Here is a 20,210-nt window from a genome sequence, read left to right on the forward strand (position 1 = left end):
GGGGGCCGTGTCGCTCCAAGGTCTTTCACCGGTCACCCACGCGTCCCCACCGGCCGCCCCAAGCCGGAGCCGCACGGCTTCGCAGCCGACCGGACGGCCGCGCCGAGCCGCCGAACGGGATCAGGGCCGGGGCGAGACCTGCATCGCCACTTCGAACTCCAGCAGGCTCGCCCCGGAGGCGACCGGACGCCGCTGCTCGCCACCGGCGTGCGCGGCCCGGGACGGCCCGGCCGCCCACGCCTGGTACGCCTCCTCGGTCTCCCACCTCGTGTAGACGAAGTAGCGCTTCTCGCCCGCGACCGGGCGCAGCAGTTCGAAGCCGAGGAAACCGGGGGAGCCCTCCACCGCGCCGGCCCGGGCGGCGAACCGCTTCTCCAGCTCCTCGCCCGCGCCGTCGGGGACGTCGATTGCGTTGATCTTCACGACTGCCATGGCTCCACCCTAACGACGCCGCCGGGGCTCAGAACGACTCGACCGCCGGAACCAGGTCGGCGTCGAGGACGATCGGCGCGTGATCGGAGGGGCCCTTGCCCTTGCGTGCCTCCCGGTCCACGTACGCCGAGCGGACCGCCCGGGCCAGCGGCGCCGAGGCGTACACGAGGTCGATCCGCATGCCCTTGTCCTGGTGGAACATCCCCGCCCGGTAGTCCCAGTAGGTGAACGGGTGCGGGCCCTTCATCGGCGTGGGCACCACGTCCGAGAGGCCGAGGTCGCGCAGCGCCGCGAGGGCCGCGCGCTCGGCCGGGGTGACGTGCGTGGAGTGGGTGAACAGCGCCGGGTCCCAGACGTCGGCGTCGGTGGGCGCCACGTTGAAGTCACCGCAGACCGCCAGCGGCAGGCCGCCGGTCAGCTCCGCCTGCACCGCGTCGCGCAGCGCCGCGAGCCAGGCCAGCTTGTACGCGTAGTGCGGGTCGTCGACCGCGCGGCCGTTGGGCACGTACACCGACCAGACCCGGACCCCGGCGCAGGTCGCGGAGATGGCCCGGGCCTCGGGCTCGGGGAAGCCCGGTTCGCCGGGGAACCCGACCGTCACGTCGGCCAGGCCGACCCGGGACAGGACGGCGACGCCGTTCCACCGGCCGTCGCTGTGGCTGGCCACCGTGTAGCCCAGCTCGCCCACCTCGGCCACCGGGAACGCCCCGTCGGGGCACTTGGTCTCCTGGAGGCAGACGACGTCCGGCGCGGTGCCGGCCAGCCAGTCCAGCAGCCGGGGTAGGCGGGCCTTCACCGAGTTCACGTTCCAGGTCGCCAGGCGCATGCGACCAGCCTGCCCCATCCCGGGCCGCGCCGCCGCGTCACCGTCGCGGGTGTCGCGGCGGGCGCGGCGCTCAGGCGCCCGGGGTGTCGCCCGGGCGGGTCTGCTCGGCCAGGAACCGCTCCAGCTCGGCACCCAGCTCGTCGGCGGTGGGCAGCGGTCCGGCCTCGGCGGCGAGCAGGTTCTTCTCGCCCCGCCCGCGCGCGAACGCGTCGTACTGCTCCTCCAGGGCCTGGACAAGCTGGGCGGCGTCGTCGGTCTGGGCGACCTGCCGGTCGATCTCCATCCGCACCACCTCGGCCGCCGAGCGCAGCCCGTCGCGGGGCAGGAGCAGCCCGGTGCTGCGGGACACGGAGGCGAGCAGCACCTCGGCGGAGGCGGGGTATTCCGTCTGCGCCACGTAGTGCGGCACGTGGGCGGAGAATCCGAGCGCGTCGCGGCCCTGCTCGCCGAGGCGGTATTCCAGCAGGTGCCCGACGCTGCCCGGCACCTGCACCCGCTGCAACCACGGTTCGTAGCCGGCGATCAGCTCGGGGCGGGTGGCGTGGGCGGTCACCCCGGCGGGCCGGCTGTGCGGCACCGCCATCGGGATCGAGTTGAGCCCGACGGTGAGCCGGACATCCAGCCGCGCGGAGATCCCGGCGACCGCCGCCACGAAGCGCTCCCACTGCAGGTCCGGTTCCGGGCCGGTGAGCAGCAGGAAGGGGGTCTCGTCGTCGTCGTGCAGCAGGTGCAGCTCCAGCGCCGGGGCGTCGTACGCCTCCCAGTGGTCCTCGACGAAGGTCATCACCGGTCGGCGCGAGCGGTAGTCGAAGAGCTGGTCGACGTCGAACCGGGCGACGGGGCGGGCGTCCAGCGAGGTGAGTAGCTGCTCCCTGGCCAGTCGGGTGGCGCTGCCGGCGTCGACGAAGCCGGTGAGGGTCTGGATCAGGACCGGCTGACCGAGGTCGGGCAGATCGTCGGTGAGCTCGTAGAGCTCGTGTGGGTCGAGCACCGGTGCGGACCTCCCTGGTCGTGCGTACGGGTCGCCGCGCGACGGCACCCGGTTCGGGAAACGTACCCGCCATCCTCGTGCATTCCACGCCGCACCCCGCCGGGGGCCGCCCACGCGCCCGACGTGTGGACGGAGGCTCGGGAGCCCGCCGTCGGGCGACGATCGATGTCTGTCAGGACGTCAGGGTATCGGTCGAACGGGGGAGTTTGGGGATCATGGCGAGGACGGTGGGGATTTGTCGCTCTTACGGCCGGGCGGGGACGGCCCGGGGCGAGGCCGAGGTCTGCCCGGTCCGCGAGGTTCGTTCCGGGGGGTGCCCGCCAGGGCCGCGACGTCCACCCGATCCCGGCCATATCGTGAGGAAGGCCACGAGATCACCTCGCCCATCGGCGAGTCGGCCTGCCTAGCCTCGGCTGATGCCTGACGACCGCACCCTCGACCATCAGCTCACCCCCGCTGACCCGATCGACCGTTCGGACGGTACCCCCTCCTACGAACGGACAGTCAACCTCCGCCCGGCCGGGGCGTACGCCGCGCTGTTGACGCGCGGGCCGGCCCGCGCCCGGATCGCCCTCGCCGCCGGGGTGCTGTGCTGCCTCGGCCTGACCGCCGTCGCCCAGGGCGCGCGGGACGAACCCGACGCCGCGACCCCCGCCGCGCTCGCCGAGCGTGCCGAGCCGGACCCCGCCTCCCGCGGCTCCCAGCGCGTCCCCGTCGCCGCCACCGCCAGCCCCACCCCCGCCACCGACCCGGACCTGACGGCGACCCCGACGCCGGCCGCGAGCACCCCCGCGCCGCGGGCGACCACGCGCAAGCCGGTCCTCGTCCCGGTGGCCGGGCTCGACCGGGCCCAGATGAAGAACGCCGAGGCCATCGTGCGGACCGGACGCGAGATGGGGATGCCCCGGCGGGCGTTGGTGATCGCCGTCGCCACCGCGATGCAGGAGAGCAATCTCTACAACATCGCCAGCGGGGTGCTCCCGGAGTCCCGCAACTACCCGCACCAGGGGGTCGGCTGGGACCACGACTCGGTCGGGCTGTTCCAGCAGCGCTCCAGCAGCGGCTGGGGCCCGGTGGGTCGGCTGATGGACCCGGAGTTCGCCACCCGCCAGTTCCTCGCCGCCCTGGCGGCGGTGCCCGGCTGGCAGCAGATGCGGTTGACCGACGCCGCCCAGGCGGTGCAGATCTCCGCCTACCCGGAGCACTACGCCAAGCACGAGTCGCCCGCCACCGAGGTCGTCTCGGCATGCCTGAAGGTCGCCCAGTAGGCTCCGGTCAACCACAGTGGACGGTTGCGGTCCGCGCATCCGGGGTACATGGGTTGTCACTCCGAGGTACACATGGACCAGGCACCACCGACTGGAGGACGAAATGTCACTGATGCAGCGGATCACCACCTTCCTGCGCTCACCCAAGGGCCAGCAGCTCGTCGACCGGGGCCGACGCGAGATGGCCAAGCCCGGCAACCAGCAGAAACTGAAGGGCCTCGCGGCCAAGTTCCAGAACCGCCGCTGACCGCCGCCGACGACCTCTGCGACCTCCGGGAGACCCTGTGACCGATTCCGCGCCCGCCGACGGCCAGCCCGTCACCGGGGCACCGCAGCCGCCGGCCGTGGCGCCGGCACCGACGCGGGAGGCCACCGAGGCGCCGCCACTGAAGCTCTGGGACCGGATGCGGGAGGACCCGCAGTACGCCCCGGAGCACCTCGCCCTCGAGGCCGTCCGCCGGTTGGGCCCGGAGGCGGCGCAGTGGGCCGCGCGGGCCCGGGCCGAGCAGCCCGGGGCGTCCGCCGAGGCCCTGGCGGAACAGGCGGTACGCAAGTTCGTCAACCACGCCCGGCTCTCCGGGGCGGTCTCGGGTGCCGCCGGGCTGCCCGGCGCCGTGATCGACGTGGGCATCCTGGCCTGGACGCAGGCCCGGATGGTGCTGCACGTCGCGGCCGCGTACGGCGTCGACCCGGGGCACGGTGACCGGGCCACCGACCTGCTGGTGTTGCAGAAGGTGCACAAGGTCGCCGAGAGCGCCCGGCTCGCGCTCGGGGTGGCCGCCGGGCGGGAGCGCGCCGGCGCCCTCTTCGGCGGCGGCGGGCAGAACCCGCTCGGCAAGGTGATGCTGCGCCTCGGCGTACGGCTGGCCCAGATGGCCGGGGTGCGGGCGGCGAAGCGGATCTTCGCCAAGGTGGTGCCCGGCGCGGCGATCGTCCTCGGCACCTGGGCCAACTCGTCGGCCACCAAGGACCTCGCCGTGCGCTCCCAGGCCCTCTACCGCCAGCACGGCGGGCCGGCCGTCCCCGAACCCCGCCGGCCCTGAGTCGTCACGGCCCTGCGCCGACCCGGTGCAGGGCCGGTGCGTCGGGGTGCGGCGCGTTCGGGATCAGGATCCGAGGCCCCAGGCCCGCCACGCCACGTCGGCCAGGCGGTCCTGTCCGGCCGCGTTCGGATGGAACCAGTCCAGCGGGTTGACCAGGCCGAGGTCGAAGCGCACCCGGTACGCCGCCCCGCCGTCGTAGCGGCAGCGCGAGCCGTACGCCCGGCAGGCGGCGGCGAGTTGGGCGTTGTAGTCGACGATGCGCTCCCGTACCGCCGCCCGGCGGGCCCGGTCGAGCGGATCCGTCGAGGCGGGATCGGCCAGCAGCGCCGGGCAGACGCCACGCTTCCAGGCCCGCACGGCCCGCGGGTCGGTGTGCCCGACCTCCCAGAGCCGGTACAGGTTGGGCACGCTCACCACCAGCACCCGGGCCTTCGGGCGGCCCTGCCGCAGCACCCGCAGGCCTCGGTCGATGTCGGCGCGGAACTGCTTCACCGGGGTCATCGCCTCGATGCCGCCCCGACAGACGTCGTTGGCGCCGATCAGCACGGTGACGTGGTCGACGCGGTCGCGTACCGCCCGCTCGGCCTGGCCCGCCAGCGACGCCGCGCGGGCCCCGTTGCCGGCGTGGTTGTGGGCGCGGCCCCGCAGTGCCGGCTTGCGGTCGAGCAGCCGCCGGTAGAGGCTGTCGACGCGCAGCCCGTCGCCGGTGGACCAGGAGTTGCGCTCGCACGAGACGAGCGCCAGGCAGGAGCCGAAGCCGGTGCTGATCGAGTCGCCGAGGGCCGCGATCCCACCGGCGGCGCCGGGCGACGGCGTCTCGCGTGGCGGGCGGGAGCCGGGCTCCCCGGCACCCTCACAGGCGAGAGCGGCCAACGCCAGCAGGCAGGCGGCCACGGTGACCCAGCGTCGAGGCATGACATCCCCAGTCCCGCAGCGGAGAGCGACAGCGCGGTAACTCTAAGCGCAAGGGCGCTCGCGTGGCCGGGGCTGTCGGCTATGCGGCAGAGGGCTGCCCCCGAACGGGCGGGCGTGCTAGGCGGGCGCCACCGCGCGCCGCGCCAACCCGTCCGGGCGCCCGCCGGACGGGTTAAGCGCGATGATCGGGGGTAGGTCGGTGCGATGACGAGATCGCAGCCCCGCCGCGCCCGCGGCACCGTCGGTCACGCCAACAGCGCGCTCAACCTGCGGCTCGTGCTCGCCGGGTTCGGGCTGGTCACGATGACCGTCTTCGCGGTGCTGGCCATCAACGCCGACCTGCTCTGGCTGGGGGTCCTCTGCGCGGTCTTCGCGGTGGTCGCCGTGGTCGACCTGATCATCATCCAGCGCCGCCGCGCCGCCCGCCGCCGGGAGGAGCCGGGAGCCCGCCACTCACTCTTCGAGTGATCAGGAGTACGAGATGCCGATAGCCACCACCAACCCCGCCACCGGACGGACGCTCAAGAGCTACGAGCCGATGTCGGCCGAACAGATCGACGCCGCCATCGAGCGGGCCGACCTGGCGTACCGACAACTGCGCGGCACCACCATCGCCCAGCGCGGACGCTGGCTGAACGCGGCGGCCGACCTGCTGGAGGCCGAGCGCGACGAGATCGCCCGGCTGATGACCACCGAGATGGGCAAGACGTACGCGTCGGCCAGGGCCGAGGTCACGAAGTGCGCCGGGGCGTGCCGCTTCTACGCGGCGAGGGCGGCCGAGTTCCTCGCCGACGAGCCCGCCGACGCCGAGGCGGTCAAGGCCACCCGCGCGTTCGTCCGCTACCAGCCGATCGGGCCGGTGCTCGCGGTGATGCCGTGGAACTTCCCGCTCTGGCAGGTGCTGCGCTTCGCCGCGCCGGCCCTGATGGCCGGCAACACCGGCCTGCTCAAGCACGCCTCCAACGTGCCGCAGACCGCGCTGCTGCTGGAGGACCTGTTCCGCCGCGCCGGCTTCCCGGAGGGGGCCTTCACCACCCTGCTGATCGGTTCGGCCGAGGTCGAGCGGGTGCTCAGCGACCCCCGGGTACGCGCGGCCACGCTCACGGGCAGCGAGGGCGCCGGCCGCTCCATCGCCCAGATCGCCGGCCGGGAACTGAAGAAGACCGTGCTGGAACTCGGCGGCAGCGACCCGTTCGTGGTGATGCCGTCGGCCGACCTGGAGCGGGCCGCCGAGGTCGCCACCACCGCGCGCTGCCAGAACAACGGCCAGTCCTGCATCGCCGCCAAGCGGTTCATCGTGCACACCGACGTCTTCGACGCCTTCGCCGAGAAGCTCGCCGCGAACATGTCGGCCCTGCGGGTCGGCGACCCGATGGATCCCGACACCGACGTCGGCCCGCTGGCCAGCGAGGGCGGGCGCGACGAGGTCCACGCCCAGGTGCGCGACGCGGTCGACAGGGGCGCCACCGTGCTCTGCGGCGGCGAGCCGCCCGCCGGGCCCGGCTGGTTCTACCCGCCGACCGTCGTCACCGACCTGAGGCCGGAGATGCGGATGTGGTCCGAGGAGGTCTTCGGGCCGGTCGCGGGCCTCTACCGGGTGTCGTCGTACGACGAGGCGATCGAGGTGGCCAACGGGACCTCGTTCGGCCTGGGCTCCAACGCGTGGACCCGCGACCCGCAGGAGCAGGAGCGCTTCGCCGCCGACCTGGACGCCGGGAACGTCTTCGTCAACGGGATGACCACGTCGTACCCCGAGCTGCCCTTCGGCGGGGTGAAGAACTCCGGCTACGGCCGCGAACTCTCCGCGCTCGGGATGCGGGAGTTCTGCAACACCAAGACCGTCTGGGTGGGCGAGGGGGCCGCCTCGGCCGGCGTCGGGGCGCACGCGGAGTAGCCCACAGGTTCGCGTTGCCCGGCGTAGCCGGACACCGTCATGGGTAGGAAGTGATCCCATGACGGTGTTCGGCTTCCACGCGTCCCACGAGCAGATCCATCCCCGCGCCCTGCTGGAGGCGGTGATCCACGCCGAGCGGGCCGGTTTCGACGCCGCCATGTCCTCGGACCACTTCGCGCCCTGGAGCGAGCGGCAGGGCCAGTCCGGCTTCGCCTGGTCCTGGCTGGGGGCCGCGCTGCAGGCCACCGACCTGCCGTTCGGGGTGGTCAACGCCCCCGGGCAGCGCTACCACCCGGCGATCATCGCGCAGGCCATCGGCACCCTGGGGGCGATGTACCCGGGCCGGTTCTGGGCCGCCCTGGGCACCGGCGAGGCCAGCAACGAGCACATCACCGGCGACGGCTGGCCGCGCAAGGACGTGCGCGCCGCCCGGCTGCGCGAGTGCGTGGACGTGATCCGCGCGCTACTGGCCGGCGAGGAGGTCAGCCACGACGGCCTGGTCCGGGTGGACCGGGCGAAGCTGTGGACCCGGCCGGAGCAGCCGCCGGCCCTGATCGGGGCGGCGGTCAGCGTGGCCACCGCACGCTGGTGCGCAGAGTGGGCGGACGGGCTGATCACCGTGAACGCCCCGATCGACCACCTGCGGCAGATGATCGACGCGTACCGGGAGGCCGGCGGGCGCGGGCCGCTGCACCTACAGGTGCACGTGAGCTGGGCGCCGGAGCAGGCCGAGGCCGAGCGGCTCGCGTACGACCAGTGGCGCAGCAACGTCTTCGCCCCGCCGATCTGCTGGGACCTGGAGACCCCGGAGCACTTCGACGCGGTCTCGCAGGACGTGCCGATGGAGAAGGTCCACGACGTCGTGAACGTCTCCGCCGACCTCGGCCGGCACGTCGGCTGGCTGGAGGAGTACCTGGAGCTGGGCTTCGACCAGATCGCCCTGCACCACGTCGGGCAGGAGCAGCGGGACTTCATCGACGCGTTCGGCGCCGAGGTGCTGCCGAAGCTGCGCAGCGCCAGCTGAGCGGCGGGTCGACGGGCGACGCCGGCCGGGGTCGCCGCCCGCCGAAGGTCAGGGTGTCCCGCCGGAGTCGCTGCCGGCGGCGTCCCTCGTGCTGGCGTCCCCGTACCCCTGGCCGCGGATGCCGCCCCGCCTGGTGCGCCGCCCGCTGCGGCGGGACTGCCCGATGGCCTTGCGTGCCGCCTTCATGGCGGCGTCCCGGTCGCGGGGCGGCGACGCAGGCCGCCGCAGGACCGCAACGACCCCGATGACGGCCCCCGCCACCCCGATCAGCATCCAGCCCGTGCCATCCATGGCCGTGATGGTATGAGCCGCCGGCAACCTTGCCGGGTCGGTCGACCCGCCGGCTGAGGGCCGTGTCGGGCCGCCGTCGCCGTGGCGGAGGGCCTCGCTCACCGACGTGACCGCCGAGCGGCGCGACGGGGGAGAGGCCCACCCGGTCGTACGCCGCTGCCACGGACGCGCGCGAACACGTCCGGCGAAGTGGTGACCTCCCCCGCACGCGGGGGAGGCCACCACTTCGGAGACTGCGCGATCATCACCGGGGACGCGTCGCCGGAGCGGACCGGCGCCGCCGGGGCTCGGGGACCGGCTGCGCGGCCTGCCCCGGGCCGGTCAGGAGAGCGTGCAGGCCGCGCCGTTGACGGTGATCAGGCCCGGTTCCGGGTTGGCGCCGCCGCCGGTCAGCGCGTTGAAGCCGAAGGTGACGGTGCCGCCGGGAGCGATCCGGGCGTTGTACGACTCGTTGCGCGCGGTGACCGTGGCCCCGGCCTGGGTGGTCTTCGCCAGCCACGCCTCGCGTACCTTCTGGTCGCCGGTGAAGGCGAAGCGGGTCGTCCAGCCGTCGACGGTGCGGGTCCCGGTGTTGCGGATGGTGACCTGGGCGGTGAACCCGGTGCCGCCCTGCCAGGCGCCGTAATTGGTGTACGTGGCCGCGCAGGTCGGGGCCGGCACCGCCGCCGAGTCACCCTGGTCGGCCAGGAACGAGGCGATCCAGGTCAGCGCCGAGTTCCAGTTGATCGCCACCTCGTTGGTGGCGTACGAGTTGATGTCGTCGACGTAGCAGAACATCGGCTTGCAGCCGGCGAGCAGCTTGGCGGCGAACGGGTCCTGCAGGGCGGCGTTCGGGCCGCCGGCCAGCGATCCCGCCGGGGGCTTCGGCAGCTCCGGGTCGAGCTGGTGGCCGAAGATGCGGCTGTGCTGGTTCTCCGCCGCGTGCTCGCCCCACCCGGTCACGTACGAGATGTTCAGCGCGTTGCGGCCGAGGACGTAGTCCGTCGCCTGCACCGCGCCGTCGCGGTACTTCGCGTCGCGGGTCAGGTCGAAGGCGGTCGCCAGCACGACGGCGTTGTTGATCAGGTTGCCGTTGCCGCCCCAGAAGTAGCTGGCGGCGTCACCGGGCATCGGCAGCCCGTACGCCTGCCGGCCCGCCTCGGCGAGGTGGGCGTCGGCGGCGGCGGTGACCGAGGCGCGCACCCGGGTCAGGTCGGCGGCGGGCAGCCCGTTCGGGACGGTGGCCAGGTCGAGGCGGCCCAGGGCGGCGACGCCCTGCCAGCCGAACCCGCGCGGGTCGAACACGTCGCCGGTGTGGTGCGGTGACGCGGTCAGGTCCGCCAGGTACGGCTGTTCCCCGGTGCTCAGGTAGAGCTCGACGGCGGCCCAGTAGAACTCGTCGGTGACGGACGTGTCGTCGTACGCGCCGCCGCCGGTGCTGTCGGTCGGGCTGGCGTACCGCGTCGGGTTGGCCCTGGCGGCGGCGTAGGCCGTCTTCGCCGCCGTGCCGCAGCGCTTCGCGAAGGCCGCGTCGTAGGGGGCGAAGAGCCGCGCGCACTGCCCGGCGACGGCGGCCAGGTTCAAGGTGGCGGCGGTGGACGGCGGGTGCAGCTCGCGCTGCTCGGGGTCGTCGTGCGGGGCGAGCGGCAGCCCGGTCCAGTTCCGGTCGTGGATCTTGTGGTGGACCATCCCGGCGAGCGGCTTGCCGGCCGGCACCTGCATGCGCAGCAGGAACTCCAGCTCCCAGCGGGCCTCGTCGAGGACGTCCGGCACGCCGTTGCCGCGCTCGGGCACCCGCAGGGTGTTGTCGCCGAGGGCCGCGCCGTGCCCGGCGGTGGCGGCCGTGCGGGTCCGCTCGAAGGTGTTCAGGAGCTGGTACGTGGCGATGCCGCCGTTGACGACGTACTTGCCGTGGTCGCCGGCGTCGTACCAGCCGCCGCGCACGTCGAGGCTGTAGTCGCAGACCCCCGGCTGGCAGGGCACGTTGGTGTCGCCCTTGTTGGGTGCCACGTCGAGGTGCCCGGCGGGGCGGGCGTACTCGGCGCCGATCAGGTCGCCGTCGATGGCGATGCCGCTGCGCTGGGCGTAGAAGAACTGGAGGGCGTCGGAGCGCAGCCGGTCGTAGAGGGTGCCCGAGATGTCGAAGGGGTGGCTGGTCTCGCCGTCGACGGTGAGGGTCAGCCCGGCGCCCGTGCTCCGGTACGCGGAGAAGTCGAGCGTCTGCACGTTCTGCCCGGAGGCGGCGTCGACGCCGCGCGGGGTGGTGCTGCCGCTGGCCAGGACGGCGCCGGCGGCGGAGCGGAGCTGCCAGGGCAGGGCGTCGGTCGCCGAGGTCACCACTGTGGCGTTCTTGGGCCCGCCGGGCAGGTAGCCGACCTGGTTGACCCGCACCCGTGGCCCGGTGTCGGGCACGTACGGCTCGGGCGGGTCGCCCCCGCGCAGCGAGACGTCGTCCAGGCAGACGGTCTGCTCGGCCGCGCCGCCACCGACCTGGAAGATCAGCTGGGCGGCCGGGTTGCCCTCGGCGACCGTGAACGTCTTCTCGAAGCGCTGGGCGGTGCCGCCGGCGGCGGCGTCGACGCTGGCGTACGTCGTGTAGGGGGCGCTGCCCAGTTGCAGCACGGCCTTCACGGCGGTGCCGGGGGTGGCGGAGACGTCGAAGCCGAGGGTGTACTCGGCCCCGGCGACCAGCGGCACGCCGTCCTGGCCGATGCCGGCGTCCCACGGGTTGGCCAGGCCACCGGGCACCGTGGCGCAGAGCCGGCCGTCGGTGACCCCGAGGGCCCCGGTGCCGTAGGAGAACCAGGGGGACACACCGGCGCCGAAGTCGCCGTTGTCGATCTGTTCGGGGGCGTCGGGGGGCGGTTCGGCGTGGGCGGTGCCGGCGATGGCTCCGGTCAGGGCGATGGTGGTCGCGGCGGCGAGCAGTGCGAGGCGGCGGCGGGGTCGCGGCACGGGTGTTCCTTCCGGACGACTGCGGGGACGGGACGGGGACAAAGCTGGGAGCGCTCCCAGGTCGTCTCGATGGTGGCAGTGCCCCCGGTGCCCTGTCAATCGATCCGGCTGGATGGTCCGAGGGTGCGCCGGGCCGCGTCCGCGACGTGAGATTCGCCGCGCGACGCGCCGAGGTCCCGATCTCCTAGAGACAACTGCGCCCTCCGCCTGGCAGGCTGCCACCCATGACCCTGAAGCTGCGTTCCGTGGGAACGAGCGACCGTGGGCTGATCCGCAGTGGGAACCAGGACGCCCTGCACGCCGGCACCTGGCTCGTCGCCGTCGCCGACGGCATGGGCGGGATGGCCGCCGGCGACCTGGCCAGCGCGATCGCCATCGACGCGGTCGCTCCGCTGGACGTGGAGACCCCCGAGCACGCCCTGGTGGCCGCGCTGCAGGGCGGCATCCAGCTGGCCACCGCGCGGATCAGCCAGGCGGTCGCCGAGGACGGGGAGCGGCAGGGCATGGGCACCACCCTGACCGCCCTGCTCTTCGCCCGCACCGGCAGCTGCCTGGCCCTGGCCCACGTCGGCGACTCCCGCGCCTACCTGTTCCGCGAAGGCGTGCTCAAGCAGATCACCCGCGACGACACGTTCGTGCAGATGCTCGTCGACCAGGGGGTGATCACCCCCGACCAGGCGAGCAGCCACCCCCGCCGGGCCGTGGTGACCCAGGCGTTGCAGGGCGAGGAGGTCTCCCCGACATACGCGACGATGGTGCCGTGGGCCGGCGACCGCTGGCTGTTGTGCAGCGACGGGCTGTCCAACGTCGTCCGCCCGGAAACCCTCGCCGAGGTGCTCGCCGAGCACCCGGACCGCGCCGAATGCGCCCGGCGGCTGATCGACCTGGCGCTGCGTGCCGGCGGACCGGACAACGTCACGGTGGTCGTCGCCGACGTCGTGCAGGAGTGAGTGAACCCGGCGGCGGGCCGGTCAGCGGCGTCGCGGGGTGGCGTGCCGGGTGGGCGGCGCCGTGCCCGGGTCCTGCGGCCACGGGTGGCGCGGGTAGCGCCCCCGCAGCTCCCCGCGCACCTGCGGGTAGCCCGTGCGCCAGAACGACGCCAGATCGGCGGTGACCGCCACCGGACGCCCGGCCGGCGAGAGCAGGTGCAGCAGCACCGGCACCCGACCGTCGGCGACGCGGGGAGCGTCGCGCCAGCCGAAGGTCTCCTGGAGCTTCACCGCGAGCACCGGCGCCGCCGGGTCGGCGTAGTCGAGCCGGATCCGCGACCCGCTCGGCACGGTGACCCGCTCCGGGGCCACCTCGTCGAGCCGGGCCGCCAGCGCCCACGGCAGCAGCCGGCGCAGCGCAGCGACCACGTCGACCCGGGCCAGGTCGGCGCGGCGGCGGGCGCGGGCCAGCTCCGGGCCCAGCCAGGCGGGCGCGTCGGCGAGCAGCGCCTCGTCGCTGACGTCGGGCCAGTCGCCGCCGAGCGCGTGCCGGCAGAACGCCAGCCGCTCGCGCAGCGCCCGCGCCGCCGGGCTCCAGGTCAGCAACCCGAGGCCGCTGCGGCGCAGCCCGGTCAGCAGGGCCGCCGCCACCTGCGCCGGGTCGGGCCGGGCGATCGGCCGCTCGACCAGCTCGATCGCACCCAGCCGCACCACCTCCCGGGCGACCACGTCCTCGCCGGACCAGCCGACCTGCCGCTCGGTGCGCAGCAGCGCCCCGCCCGCCTCCCGGGCGGTCGCCTCGTCCAGCGGAGTGGCCAGCCGAACCCGGGCGGTCGGCGCGCCGGGGGAGCGGTCCGCGACCGCCACCGCGAGCCAGTCGGCGCCCGCCAGCTGCGACCCGGGCGCCAGCTCCGCCGCGGTCCCGCCGCTCATCAGGTACGCCGAGCCGCCCGAGCGCCGCGTCCGGGCCAGCCGCTCCGGGTGCGCCAGCCCGACCAGCAGCCCGGCGGCCAGATCGTCGGTCAGCCGGTCCCGGCCCGCGTCCCCGGTCGGCGCCGCGCCGGGGGCGCGAGTCGGGCGTGCTCGGCCGGGGTGCGCCGCCGGCGCGGCGGGAGCGTCGGGCAGGGCGGCCCGCAGCCGGCGTACCTCCGCGCGCCAGCGGGCGGTCGCCCCCGGGTCCGCGCCCGCGCGCAGCCGACGCCAGGCGGCGGTCAGGTCGTCGCCCGGACCGGCGACGGTGTCCTCGGCGAGCACCGCCACGACCTCCGTCGCCCGGTCCGCGCCCACCCGGGCCGCCCCGTCGAGCAGCGCCCGGGCCAGCCGGGGATGCGCGCCGACGGCGGCGATCGCCCGGCCCCGGTCGGTGATCCGACCGTCCCCGTCGAGCGCGCCGAGGGTGGTGAGGGTGTCCCGGGCCACCGTCATCGCCGCCGCCGGAGGCGGATCCGGCAGGGCCAGCCCGACGCCGTCCGGCGACCCCCAGGCGGCCAGCTCCAGGGCGAAGCCGGTCAGGTCGGCGGTGGCGATCTCCGGCTCCGGTTGCGGGGCCAGCCGCTCGTGGGTGGCCGCCGACCAGCAGCGGTAGACGTACCCGGGCGCCTCCCGGCCCGCCCGGCCGGCCCGCTGGGTGGCCGCCGCCCGGGACACCGCGACGGTGACCAGCGCCCCCAGCCCGCGGGCCAGATCCATCCGGGCCACCCGGGACAGCCCGGCGTCCACCACCACCCGCACGCCCGGCACGGTCAGGCTGCTCTCCGCCACCGCCGTCGCCAGCACCACGCGCCGCCGGTCGGCCGGGCGCAGCGCCGCGTCCTGCTCGGCGCCGCGCTGCCGGCCGTGCAGCGGCAGGACCGCGACCGCGTCGCGCATTTCGCCCAGCCGGCGCGCGACGGCGGCGATCTCGCCGGCCCCGGGCAGGAAGACCAGCACGTCCCCGTCGCGCTCGCGCAGCGCCCGGCGCACCGTCGCCGCGACGTGGTCGAGCAGGCCCCGGTCGACCGGGCCGGCACCGGACGCGACCACCGGCCGGGGCGGCGGCGCCCAGACCCGGGTCACCGGGTGCAGGGCCTCCGACGCCCGGACGATCGGCGCGGGGCCCGCCGGGCCGCCGAGCAACGCCGCGAAGCGGTCCGCCTCGGGCGTGGCCGACATCGCCAGCAGCCAGAGGTCGGGTCGCAGCGCCGCCCGGGCCTCGACGGCGAACGCGAGGGCCAGGTCGGCGTCGAGGTGCCGTTCGTGGCACTCGTCGAGCAGGACGGCACCGGTGCCGTCCAGCTCGGGATCGCGGTGCAGCCGCCGGACCAGCAGCCCGGTGGTGACCACCTCGATCCGGGTCCGGGGCCCGCTGCGACGCTCGCCGCGCACGGCGTACCCGATGCGCTCGCCGACCGGCTCGCCCAGCAGCGCGGCCATCCGGCGCGCCGCCGCGCGGGCGGCGATCCGGCGCGGCTGGGCGACCAGCACGCGGCCCGCGACCGCGTCGGCCACGGCCAGCGGGGCGAGGGTCGTCTTGCCGGTGCCCGGCGGGGCGACCAGCACCCCGGCGCCGGTCGCGCGCAGGGCCGCGACCAGCTCCGGCAGCACCGGGCGTACGGGCAGGTCCAGTGGCACGTCCGAGAGCACGGCCCAGTCTCGCACCGCCCGCGACGCGGCTCAGTCGGGGCGTACCGCGTCCACGCCGGTGACGAAGGCACGCCAGGCCGGCGCGGGGAACGCCAGCACCGGGCCGGGCCGGTCCTTGCTGTCCCGGACGGCGACCCGGTCCCCGGCGGCGGCGACCTCCACGCAGTTGCCGTTGCCCACGCTGCGGGTGCTGGTGCGCCACTGGGCCCGGGTCAGGTCGAGCGCGGTCATCGCGGTACCCCCGTCTGTGCGGCGTGCCGCCGTGACGGTCACGCAAAGTAGCGAGAAGCCTCCGTCAGGCGCGTCAAAGACGCCTCCGGACCGAGCGCCATCCGGCACAGCTCCTCGTGCACAAGGCTATACCCGCGCACCTGACCGACCTCCTCCAGAGCCAGCCCCATCGTGAGGTTTTCCAGGTAGACCACGGTTGCGTCGGCGGCATCGGCGAACGTCAACACGACGTACGCGGCGTTCATCGCCGGGTGCCCGCCGGCCGAGAATGGAAGTACCTGAATAGTCACGTTCGGTAGTTGGGAGATCTTCGCGAGGTGGCTCATCTGATCGGCCATCACGGCGTGGCCGCCGACCGGGCGGCTCAGCACCGCCTCGTTGAGCACCACGGACAGCTCGACCGGATCGTCGCGGTGCAGCACGTCCTGCCGGCGCAGCCGCGCGGCGACCTTGCGCTCGATGCCGTCCTCGCCCGCGGTGCGCCGGAAGACCTCCCGCGCGTACGCCTCGGTCTGCAGCAGCCCCGGTACCGCCTCGACCTCGTACGTGCGCAGGGTCGCCGCCTCCGCCTCCAGCCCGACGTAGAACTCGAACCACTCGGGCAGCACGTCGCTGTAGCTCTGCCACCAGCCGCGCTGCTGCGCCCCGCGGGCGATCTCGATCAACGCCTCGGCGTCGGCCCCGGTCACCTCGTACAGCGCCAGCGCGGCCCGCACGTCGCGGGGCTTGATGCCGATCTGGGCGTTCTCGATGCGGGACAGGTTGCTCTTCGACATGTCCAGTTGCCGGGCGGCGACGTCCAGGGTCATGCCGGCGCGCTCGCGCAACTGGCGGAGTTCCCGGGCGATGCGGCGGCGGCGGACGGTGGGGCTCGCGGTCACCCTCCGAGTCTGTCACGACAAGATCCGCAGGTCGCATCAGCACGGAGTGCAACTGTCATAAACGGGAGTTGCGTTGCAGTCACGGCCGGTGCATCCTTGCCCGGTTGCGATCACTGTGGACAACCAGCGCGGGAGGACCGGTTGCTCATCGCCGACGAGTTCTTCCTGATCACCCACAACGACAGCCGGGGCAAGGCGAAGCTGCACCCGACGGCGACCGGCCTCGGCCTCGCCGGCGGACTGCTCGGTGAACTGGTCCTGCACGGGCACCTCACCGTCTCCGCCGGGCTCGTCACGGTGGTCGATCGGCGCCCCCCGGGCGACGCGCTGGCGCACACCGTGCTCGACCAGGTGATCGGCGAGGCCCAACAGCATCCCGTGCGCACCTGGCTGAGCTTCCTGGCGCAGACCGCCACCGCGTCGGTGGCGGAGCGGCTGGCCAGGGCCGGCGTGCTGCGGCGGCAGGAAGGCCGGCGGCTGCTGCGCACCACCGTCAGCTACCGGCCGATCGACCTCAACGCGGCGGCCTGGCCGGCCACCCGGCTGCGCGCCCTGCTCGACCGGCCGGACCCGCCGACCGTGCCGGACGGGCTGCTGCTGGGCCTCGTCGTCGCCGTCGGCCTGAGCCGCGAGGTGCTCTGGAGCGCCGGTCCCCGGGCGCACCACCGGCTGGGCGTGCTCATCCCGGCGCTCCCCCCGCCGCTGCGCGAACTCGTGGCGCACACCGAGGCCGCGGTCGGCGCCGCCGTACTGAGCGGCTGACCGCCCTCTTCCCACCCCTCCCTCGAACCGGAGTCCACGCATGTCGACACCCACGCTCGAGCGACCGAGCAACGTCTCCGAGGCCCTGGCCCGCGGCCGGCTCGGCGTCCCGTCGGTGATCTTCTTCGTCCTCTCCGCCGCCGCCCCGTTGACCGTGGTGGCCGGCGTCGTCACCACCGGCTACGGGGTCGTCGGCGTGCTCGGCATCCCGGTGGCCTTCCTGGCGGTGGCCGCGGTGCTCGCCCTCTTCTCCATCGGGTACGTGGCGATGGCCCGGCGGATGACCAACGCCGGCGCGTTCTACGCCTACGTCGCCCGGGGACTGGGCCGCCCGGCCGGCGTCGGCGCCGCCTGGGTGGCGCTGATCGCCTACAACGCCCTGCAGGTGGGGCTCTACGGCACCATCGGCGCCGCCGCGGAGCCGGTGCTGGGCCGCCTCTTCGGGGTTTCCCCGGCGTGGTGGGTCGTGGCGCTCGCGGCCTGGGCGACGGTCGGCGTGCTCGGCCTGCTCCGGATCGACCTCAACGGCCTGATCCTCGCGGCGCTGCTGGTCGCCGAGATGGTGGTGATCATCGTCTTCGACCTCGGGCAGTTGACCCACCCGGCCGGCGGGGAGGTCAGCTTCGCCGCCCTGTCGCCGGAGAACCTCGTCGTGCCCGGCGCCGGGGCGGTGCTGGTGCTGGCCATCCTGGGCTTCGTCGGCTTCGAGTCCGCCGTGGTGTTCAGCGAGGAGAGCCGGGACCCGCAGCGGACGGTGCGGCTGGCCACGTACCTCTCCATCGCCATCATCGCGGGCATCTACGCGCTCTCGTCGTGGAGCATGACCGTCGCCGTCGGACCGGACCGGATCGCCGCCGAGGCGGGGGAGCAGAGCGTCGGTCTGATCTTCAACCTGGCCGAGTCGCACCTGGGGGGCACCGCCGTCACCATCGGCCAGGCGCTCTTCCTCACCTCGGTGCTCGCCGCGATGATCTCGTTTCACAACACCACCGCCCGGTACGCCTTCGCGCTCGGCCGTGAGCGGGTGCTGCCGGCCGTGTTCGGGCGGACCTCCCCGCGTACCGCGGCGCCCTGGGCGGCCTCGCTCGCGCAGAGCGTGCTCGGGCTGGTGGTGATCGTGCTCTACGCGGTCAACGGCTGGGATCCGGTGGTGCAGCTGTTCTACTGGGTCGGCACGGCCGGTGGGTTCGGGGTGCTGCTGCTGATCGCCACCACCTCCGTCGCGGTGATCGCATTCTTCGCCCGCGCCGGGGTGGCCGAGACGCTGTGGCGTCGCGCGGTCGCCCCCGGTCTCGCCGCCGTGGCCCTCGCCGTGATCGTCACCCTGGCGGTGGCCAACTTCGCCAACCTGCTCGGGGTGGCGCCGGACTCGCCCCTGCGCTGGGCGGTCCCGGCGGTCTACCCGGTCGCCGCGCTGCTCGGCGTGCTCTGGGCGCTGGTGCTGCGCGCCAGCCGCCCCCGCACGTACGCCCGGATCGGTCTGGGCGCGGGGAGCACGGCGGCGACGTTGCCGACGGCCGGGGCCGTCGACGGGCCGGTCCCGACGGGGGCGCGGCGATGAGCGAGGCGCGGGTCGACCGGCTCGGGCCGGCGGAGACGTCGCTGGTGGCCGGCCGGATCGCCGAGGCCTTCATGGCCCTCGACGCCCCCCGCTGGCTGGTGCCGGACGCCGGGCGACGGCAGTCCGTGCTGGCCGGCAACTTCGCGATCCTGGTGGAGCACGCGATGCGGTACGGCCTGGTGCACGCGACCGCGGACCGGGCGGGGGTGGCGGTCTGGTTCCCGTCGGTCGGCGACGCGGTCCCGCCCCCGGCCGACTACGACGCCCGGCTGGCCGCGGCCTGCGGGGAGTGGACCGACCGGTTCGCGCACCTGGACAAGCTCTTCGAGGCCCACCACCCGCACTCCGACCACCACCACCTGGCGTTCCTCGCCGTGGCTCCGGGCCGGCAGGGGCAGGGGCTGGGCGCCGCGCTGCTGCGGCACCACCATGCCGTCCTGGACGCCGAGGGGATTCCCGGTTACCTGGAGGCGGCCAGCGAGAGCAGTCGTGACCTCTACGCGCGGCACGGCTACCGGGTCGCCGAGCCGTTCCGCCTGCCCGACGGCACGCCGTTCTGGCCGATGTGGCGGGAACCCGCGCGCTGAGAACGACGACGCCCGGGTCCCCGTCGGCGGGGAACCGGGCGTCGTGCGGCGCCGCTCAGTAGGTGCCGTCGAGCTGCCCCCGCAGCTTGGTCAGCGCGCGGGCCAGCAGCCGGGAGACGTGCATCTGCGAGACGCCGATCTGCTCGGCGATCTGCGACTGCGTCAGGTTGCCGTAGAACCGCAGCGTGAGGATCTTCTGCTCCCGCTCGTCGAGCGTGGCCAGCGCCGGGCCGAGGGCGACGCGTAGCTCGGCCAGCTCGAACTCGCCGTCCTCGCCGCCGAGCATGTCGCCCAGCTCGGTCGCGCGCTCGCCGTCGCCGGTCGGGGTGGAGAGCGAGACCGCGTTGTAGGCGCGGGCGCCCTCCAGGCCCTCCAGCACCTCTTCCTCGGTGAGCTTGAGGTGGGCGGCGATGTCGGCGACCGTGGGCGAGCGGCCGAGGGTCTGCAACAGGGTGCTGTTGGCGTCGGAGATGACCAGCCGCAGCTCCTGCAGCCGGCGCGGGACGCGGATGTCCCAGGTGCGGTCGCGGAAGTGCCGCTTCAGCTCGCCGATGATGGTGGGGATCGCGTAGCCGGCGAAGTCGACGCCGCGGGAGGGGTCGAACTTGTCGATCGCCTTGATCAGGCCGACGGCTGCGGTCTGGGCCAGGTCGTCGGTGGGCTCGCCCCGGCCGCTGTAGCGGTGCGCGAGGTGGTTGGCGAGCGGCAGCCAGGCCTCGATGGCCCGGTCGCGCAGGGCGGCGCGCGACGGGTGGTTGGCCGGCAGCGCGGCCATCGCGTTGAGCAGATCCGCCGCGCTGTCGGTGAGCGCCCGCGGGTCGAGCTTCGGGATGGCGTCCGGCGGCGTGGTGGTCGCCGGTTCGCTGATCGTTGGCGCGGTCATGGTGGTCCTCCCTGCACCTCGTCCGCCGGACGAAAGATGTGACGCTGAGGTTTAACTTCAGATGTCCGTTCGGGAGCCACCTTAGCCCGATCGGTGCGACGAAATCTAGCCGAAAGTACGATGCACTTAAGTGATT

The 20,210-nt window shown here is 74.5% G+C and carries 20 protein-coding genes; 10 read left to right on the forward strand and 10 right to left on the reverse strand.

Annotated elements, in window-relative coordinates; translation table 11 throughout:
- Positions 1-120 precede the first annotated feature (120 nt).
- The 3 genes from ACQ452_RS09985 to ACQ452_RS09995 form a co-directional block, all read right to left on the reverse strand.
- Complete coding sequence (locus ACQ452_RS09985) at positions 121-432, reverse strand: antibiotic biosynthesis monooxygenase family protein (protein WP_433392494.1); 312 nt, start codon at positions 430-432, stop codon at positions 121-123.
- Between the two features lie 28 nt (positions 433-460).
- On the reverse strand, positions 461-1,258 hold the full coding sequence (locus ACQ452_RS09990; protein WP_433392496.1) for an exodeoxyribonuclease III: 798 nt from the start codon (positions 1,256-1,258) through the stop codon (positions 461-463).
- 70 nt (positions 1,259-1,328) lie between these two features.
- Positions 1,329-2,249: a proteasome assembly chaperone family protein gene (locus tag ACQ452_RS09995; protein WP_433392498.1), complete on the reverse strand. Its 921-nt coding sequence runs from the start codon at positions 2,247-2,249 to the stop codon at positions 1,329-1,331.
- A 416-nt stretch (positions 2,250-2,665) separates the two neighbouring features.
- On the opposite strand from ACQ452_RS09995, the gene ACQ452_RS10000 reads away from it, so the two are divergent.
- The 3 genes from ACQ452_RS10000 to ACQ452_RS10010 all read left to right on the forward strand — a co-directional run bounded on the left by ACQ452_RS10000 (position 2,666) and on the right by ACQ452_RS10010 (position 4,560).
- Positions 2,666-3,517, forward strand: a complete 852-nt coding sequence (locus ACQ452_RS10000; RefSeq protein WP_433392499.1) for a peptidase M23 — start codon at positions 2,666-2,668, stop codon at positions 3,515-3,517.
- Positions 3,518-3,620: 103 nt separating this feature from the next.
- Positions 3,621-3,764: a hypothetical protein gene (locus ACQ452_RS10005; protein ID WP_433392501.1), complete on the forward strand. Its 144-nt coding sequence runs from the start codon at positions 3,621-3,623 to the stop codon at positions 3,762-3,764.
- 37 nt (positions 3,765-3,801) lie between these two features.
- Positions 3,802-4,560 (forward strand): hypothetical protein, encoded by a 759-nt coding sequence (locus ACQ452_RS10010; RefSeq protein ID WP_433392503.1) that lies wholly within the window; start codon positions 3,802-3,804, stop codon positions 4,558-4,560.
- A gap of 63 nt (positions 4,561-4,623) precedes the next feature.
- Here the strand turns inward: ACQ452_RS10010 and ACQ452_RS10015 are convergent, their stop codons facing one another.
- Entirely contained in the window at positions 4,624-5,475 is an 852-nt protein-coding gene (locus ACQ452_RS10015) for a GDSL-type esterase/lipase family protein (RefSeq protein WP_433392505.1), read from the reverse strand.
- A 204-nt stretch (positions 5,476-5,679) separates the two neighbouring features.
- On the opposite strand from ACQ452_RS10015, the gene ACQ452_RS10020 reads away from it, so the two are divergent.
- The 3 genes from ACQ452_RS10020 to ACQ452_RS10030 are packed head-to-tail and all read left to right on the forward strand — an operon-like array spanning position 5,680 to position 8,393.
- Positions 5,680-5,943 carry a DUF6343 family protein gene (locus ACQ452_RS10020; protein ID WP_433392507.1) on the forward strand — a complete coding sequence of 88 codons (264 nt, stop codon included), beginning with the start codon at positions 5,680-5,682 and terminating at the stop codon, positions 5,941-5,943.
- Between the two features lie 13 nt (positions 5,944-5,956).
- Complete coding sequence (locus tag ACQ452_RS10025; RefSeq protein ID WP_433392509.1) at positions 5,957-7,369, forward strand: NADP-dependent succinic semialdehyde dehydrogenase; 1,413 nt, start codon at positions 5,957-5,959, stop codon at positions 7,367-7,369.
- 58 nt (positions 7,370-7,427) lie between these two features.
- The gene (locus ACQ452_RS10030) at positions 7,428-8,393 is read left to right on the forward strand and encodes a TIGR03885 family FMN-dependent LLM class oxidoreductase (RefSeq protein WP_433392511.1); all 966 of its coding nucleotides are present in this window, start codon (positions 7,428-7,430) and stop codon (positions 8,391-8,393) included.
- A gap of 48 nt (positions 8,394-8,441) precedes the next feature.
- On the opposite strand, the gene ACQ452_RS10035 is transcribed toward ACQ452_RS10030, so the two are convergent.
- The gene (locus ACQ452_RS10035; RefSeq protein ID WP_433392513.1) at positions 8,442-8,684 is read right to left on the reverse strand and encodes a hypothetical protein; all 243 of its coding nucleotides are present in this window, start codon (positions 8,682-8,684) and stop codon (positions 8,442-8,444) included.
- Positions 8,685-9,005: 321 nt separating this feature from the next.
- Positions 9,006-11,618, reverse strand: a complete 2,613-nt coding sequence (locus ACQ452_RS10040) for a glycoside hydrolase family 9 protein (protein ID WP_433392515.1) — start codon at positions 11,616-11,618, stop codon at positions 9,006-9,008.
- Positions 11,619-11,842: 224 nt separating this feature from the next.
- Between ACQ452_RS10040 and ACQ452_RS10045 the strand changes: the two genes are divergently transcribed.
- Entirely contained in the window at positions 11,843-12,568 is a 726-nt protein-coding gene (locus tag ACQ452_RS10045) for a PP2C family protein-serine/threonine phosphatase (RefSeq protein ID WP_433392516.1), read from the forward strand.
- A 21-nt stretch (positions 12,569-12,589) separates the two neighbouring features.
- Here the strand turns inward: ACQ452_RS10045 and hrpB are convergent, their stop codons facing one another.
- From hrpB to ACQ452_RS10060, 3 genes are read right to left on the reverse strand one after another with little or no spacing between them, the layout of a single operon-like run.
- On the reverse strand, positions 12,590-15,169 hold the full coding sequence (gene hrpB / locus ACQ452_RS10050) for an ATP-dependent helicase HrpB (RefSeq protein ID WP_433394079.1): 2,580 nt from the start codon (positions 15,167-15,169) through the stop codon (positions 12,590-12,592).
- A gap of 30 nt (positions 15,170-15,199) precedes the next feature.
- Positions 15,200-15,400, reverse strand: coding sequence for a DUF397 domain-containing protein (locus ACQ452_RS10055; protein ID WP_433392518.1), 201 nt, complete (start codon positions 15,398-15,400; stop codon positions 15,200-15,202).
- A gap of 38 nt (positions 15,401-15,438) precedes the next feature.
- Positions 15,439-16,281 (reverse strand): helix-turn-helix domain-containing protein, encoded by an 843-nt coding sequence (locus tag ACQ452_RS10060; RefSeq protein ID WP_433392520.1) that lies wholly within the window; start codon positions 16,279-16,281, stop codon positions 15,439-15,441.
- A 141-nt stretch (positions 16,282-16,422) separates the two neighbouring features.
- Between ACQ452_RS10060 and ACQ452_RS10065 the strand changes: the two genes are divergently transcribed.
- From ACQ452_RS10065 to ACQ452_RS10075, 3 genes are read left to right on the forward strand one after another with little or no spacing between them, the layout of a single operon-like run.
- Positions 16,423-17,043, forward strand: coding sequence for a GOLPH3/VPS74 family protein (locus ACQ452_RS10065; protein ID WP_433392522.1), 621 nt, complete (start codon positions 16,423-16,425; stop codon positions 17,041-17,043).
- A gap of 40 nt (positions 17,044-17,083) precedes the next feature.
- Positions 17,084-18,604: an APC family permease gene (locus ACQ452_RS10070; protein ID WP_433392524.1), complete on the forward strand. Its 1,521-nt coding sequence runs from the start codon at positions 17,084-17,086 to the stop codon at positions 18,602-18,604.
- Entirely contained in the window at positions 18,601-19,191 is a 591-nt protein-coding gene (locus tag ACQ452_RS10075) for a GNAT family N-acetyltransferase (RefSeq protein WP_433392525.1), read from the forward strand. Before ACQ452_RS10070 ends, ACQ452_RS10075 begins: the two co-directional genes overlap by 4 nt.
- Before the next feature lie 55 nt (positions 19,192-19,246).
- Here ACQ452_RS10075 and ACQ452_RS10080 read toward each other — a convergent pair whose 3' ends face one another.
- Positions 19,247-20,074, reverse strand: a complete 828-nt coding sequence (locus ACQ452_RS10080; RefSeq protein ID WP_433392527.1) for a SigB/SigF/SigG family RNA polymerase sigma factor — start codon at positions 20,072-20,074, stop codon at positions 19,247-19,249.
- Positions 20,075-20,210: the final 136 nt, after the last annotated feature.

Origin of the sequence: Micromonospora sp. KLBMP9576 (assembly GCF_050941805.1) — a bacterium.
In the GTDB taxonomy this organism is placed as follows: domain Bacteria; phylum Actinomycetota; class Actinomycetes; order Mycobacteriales; family Micromonosporaceae; genus Micromonospora.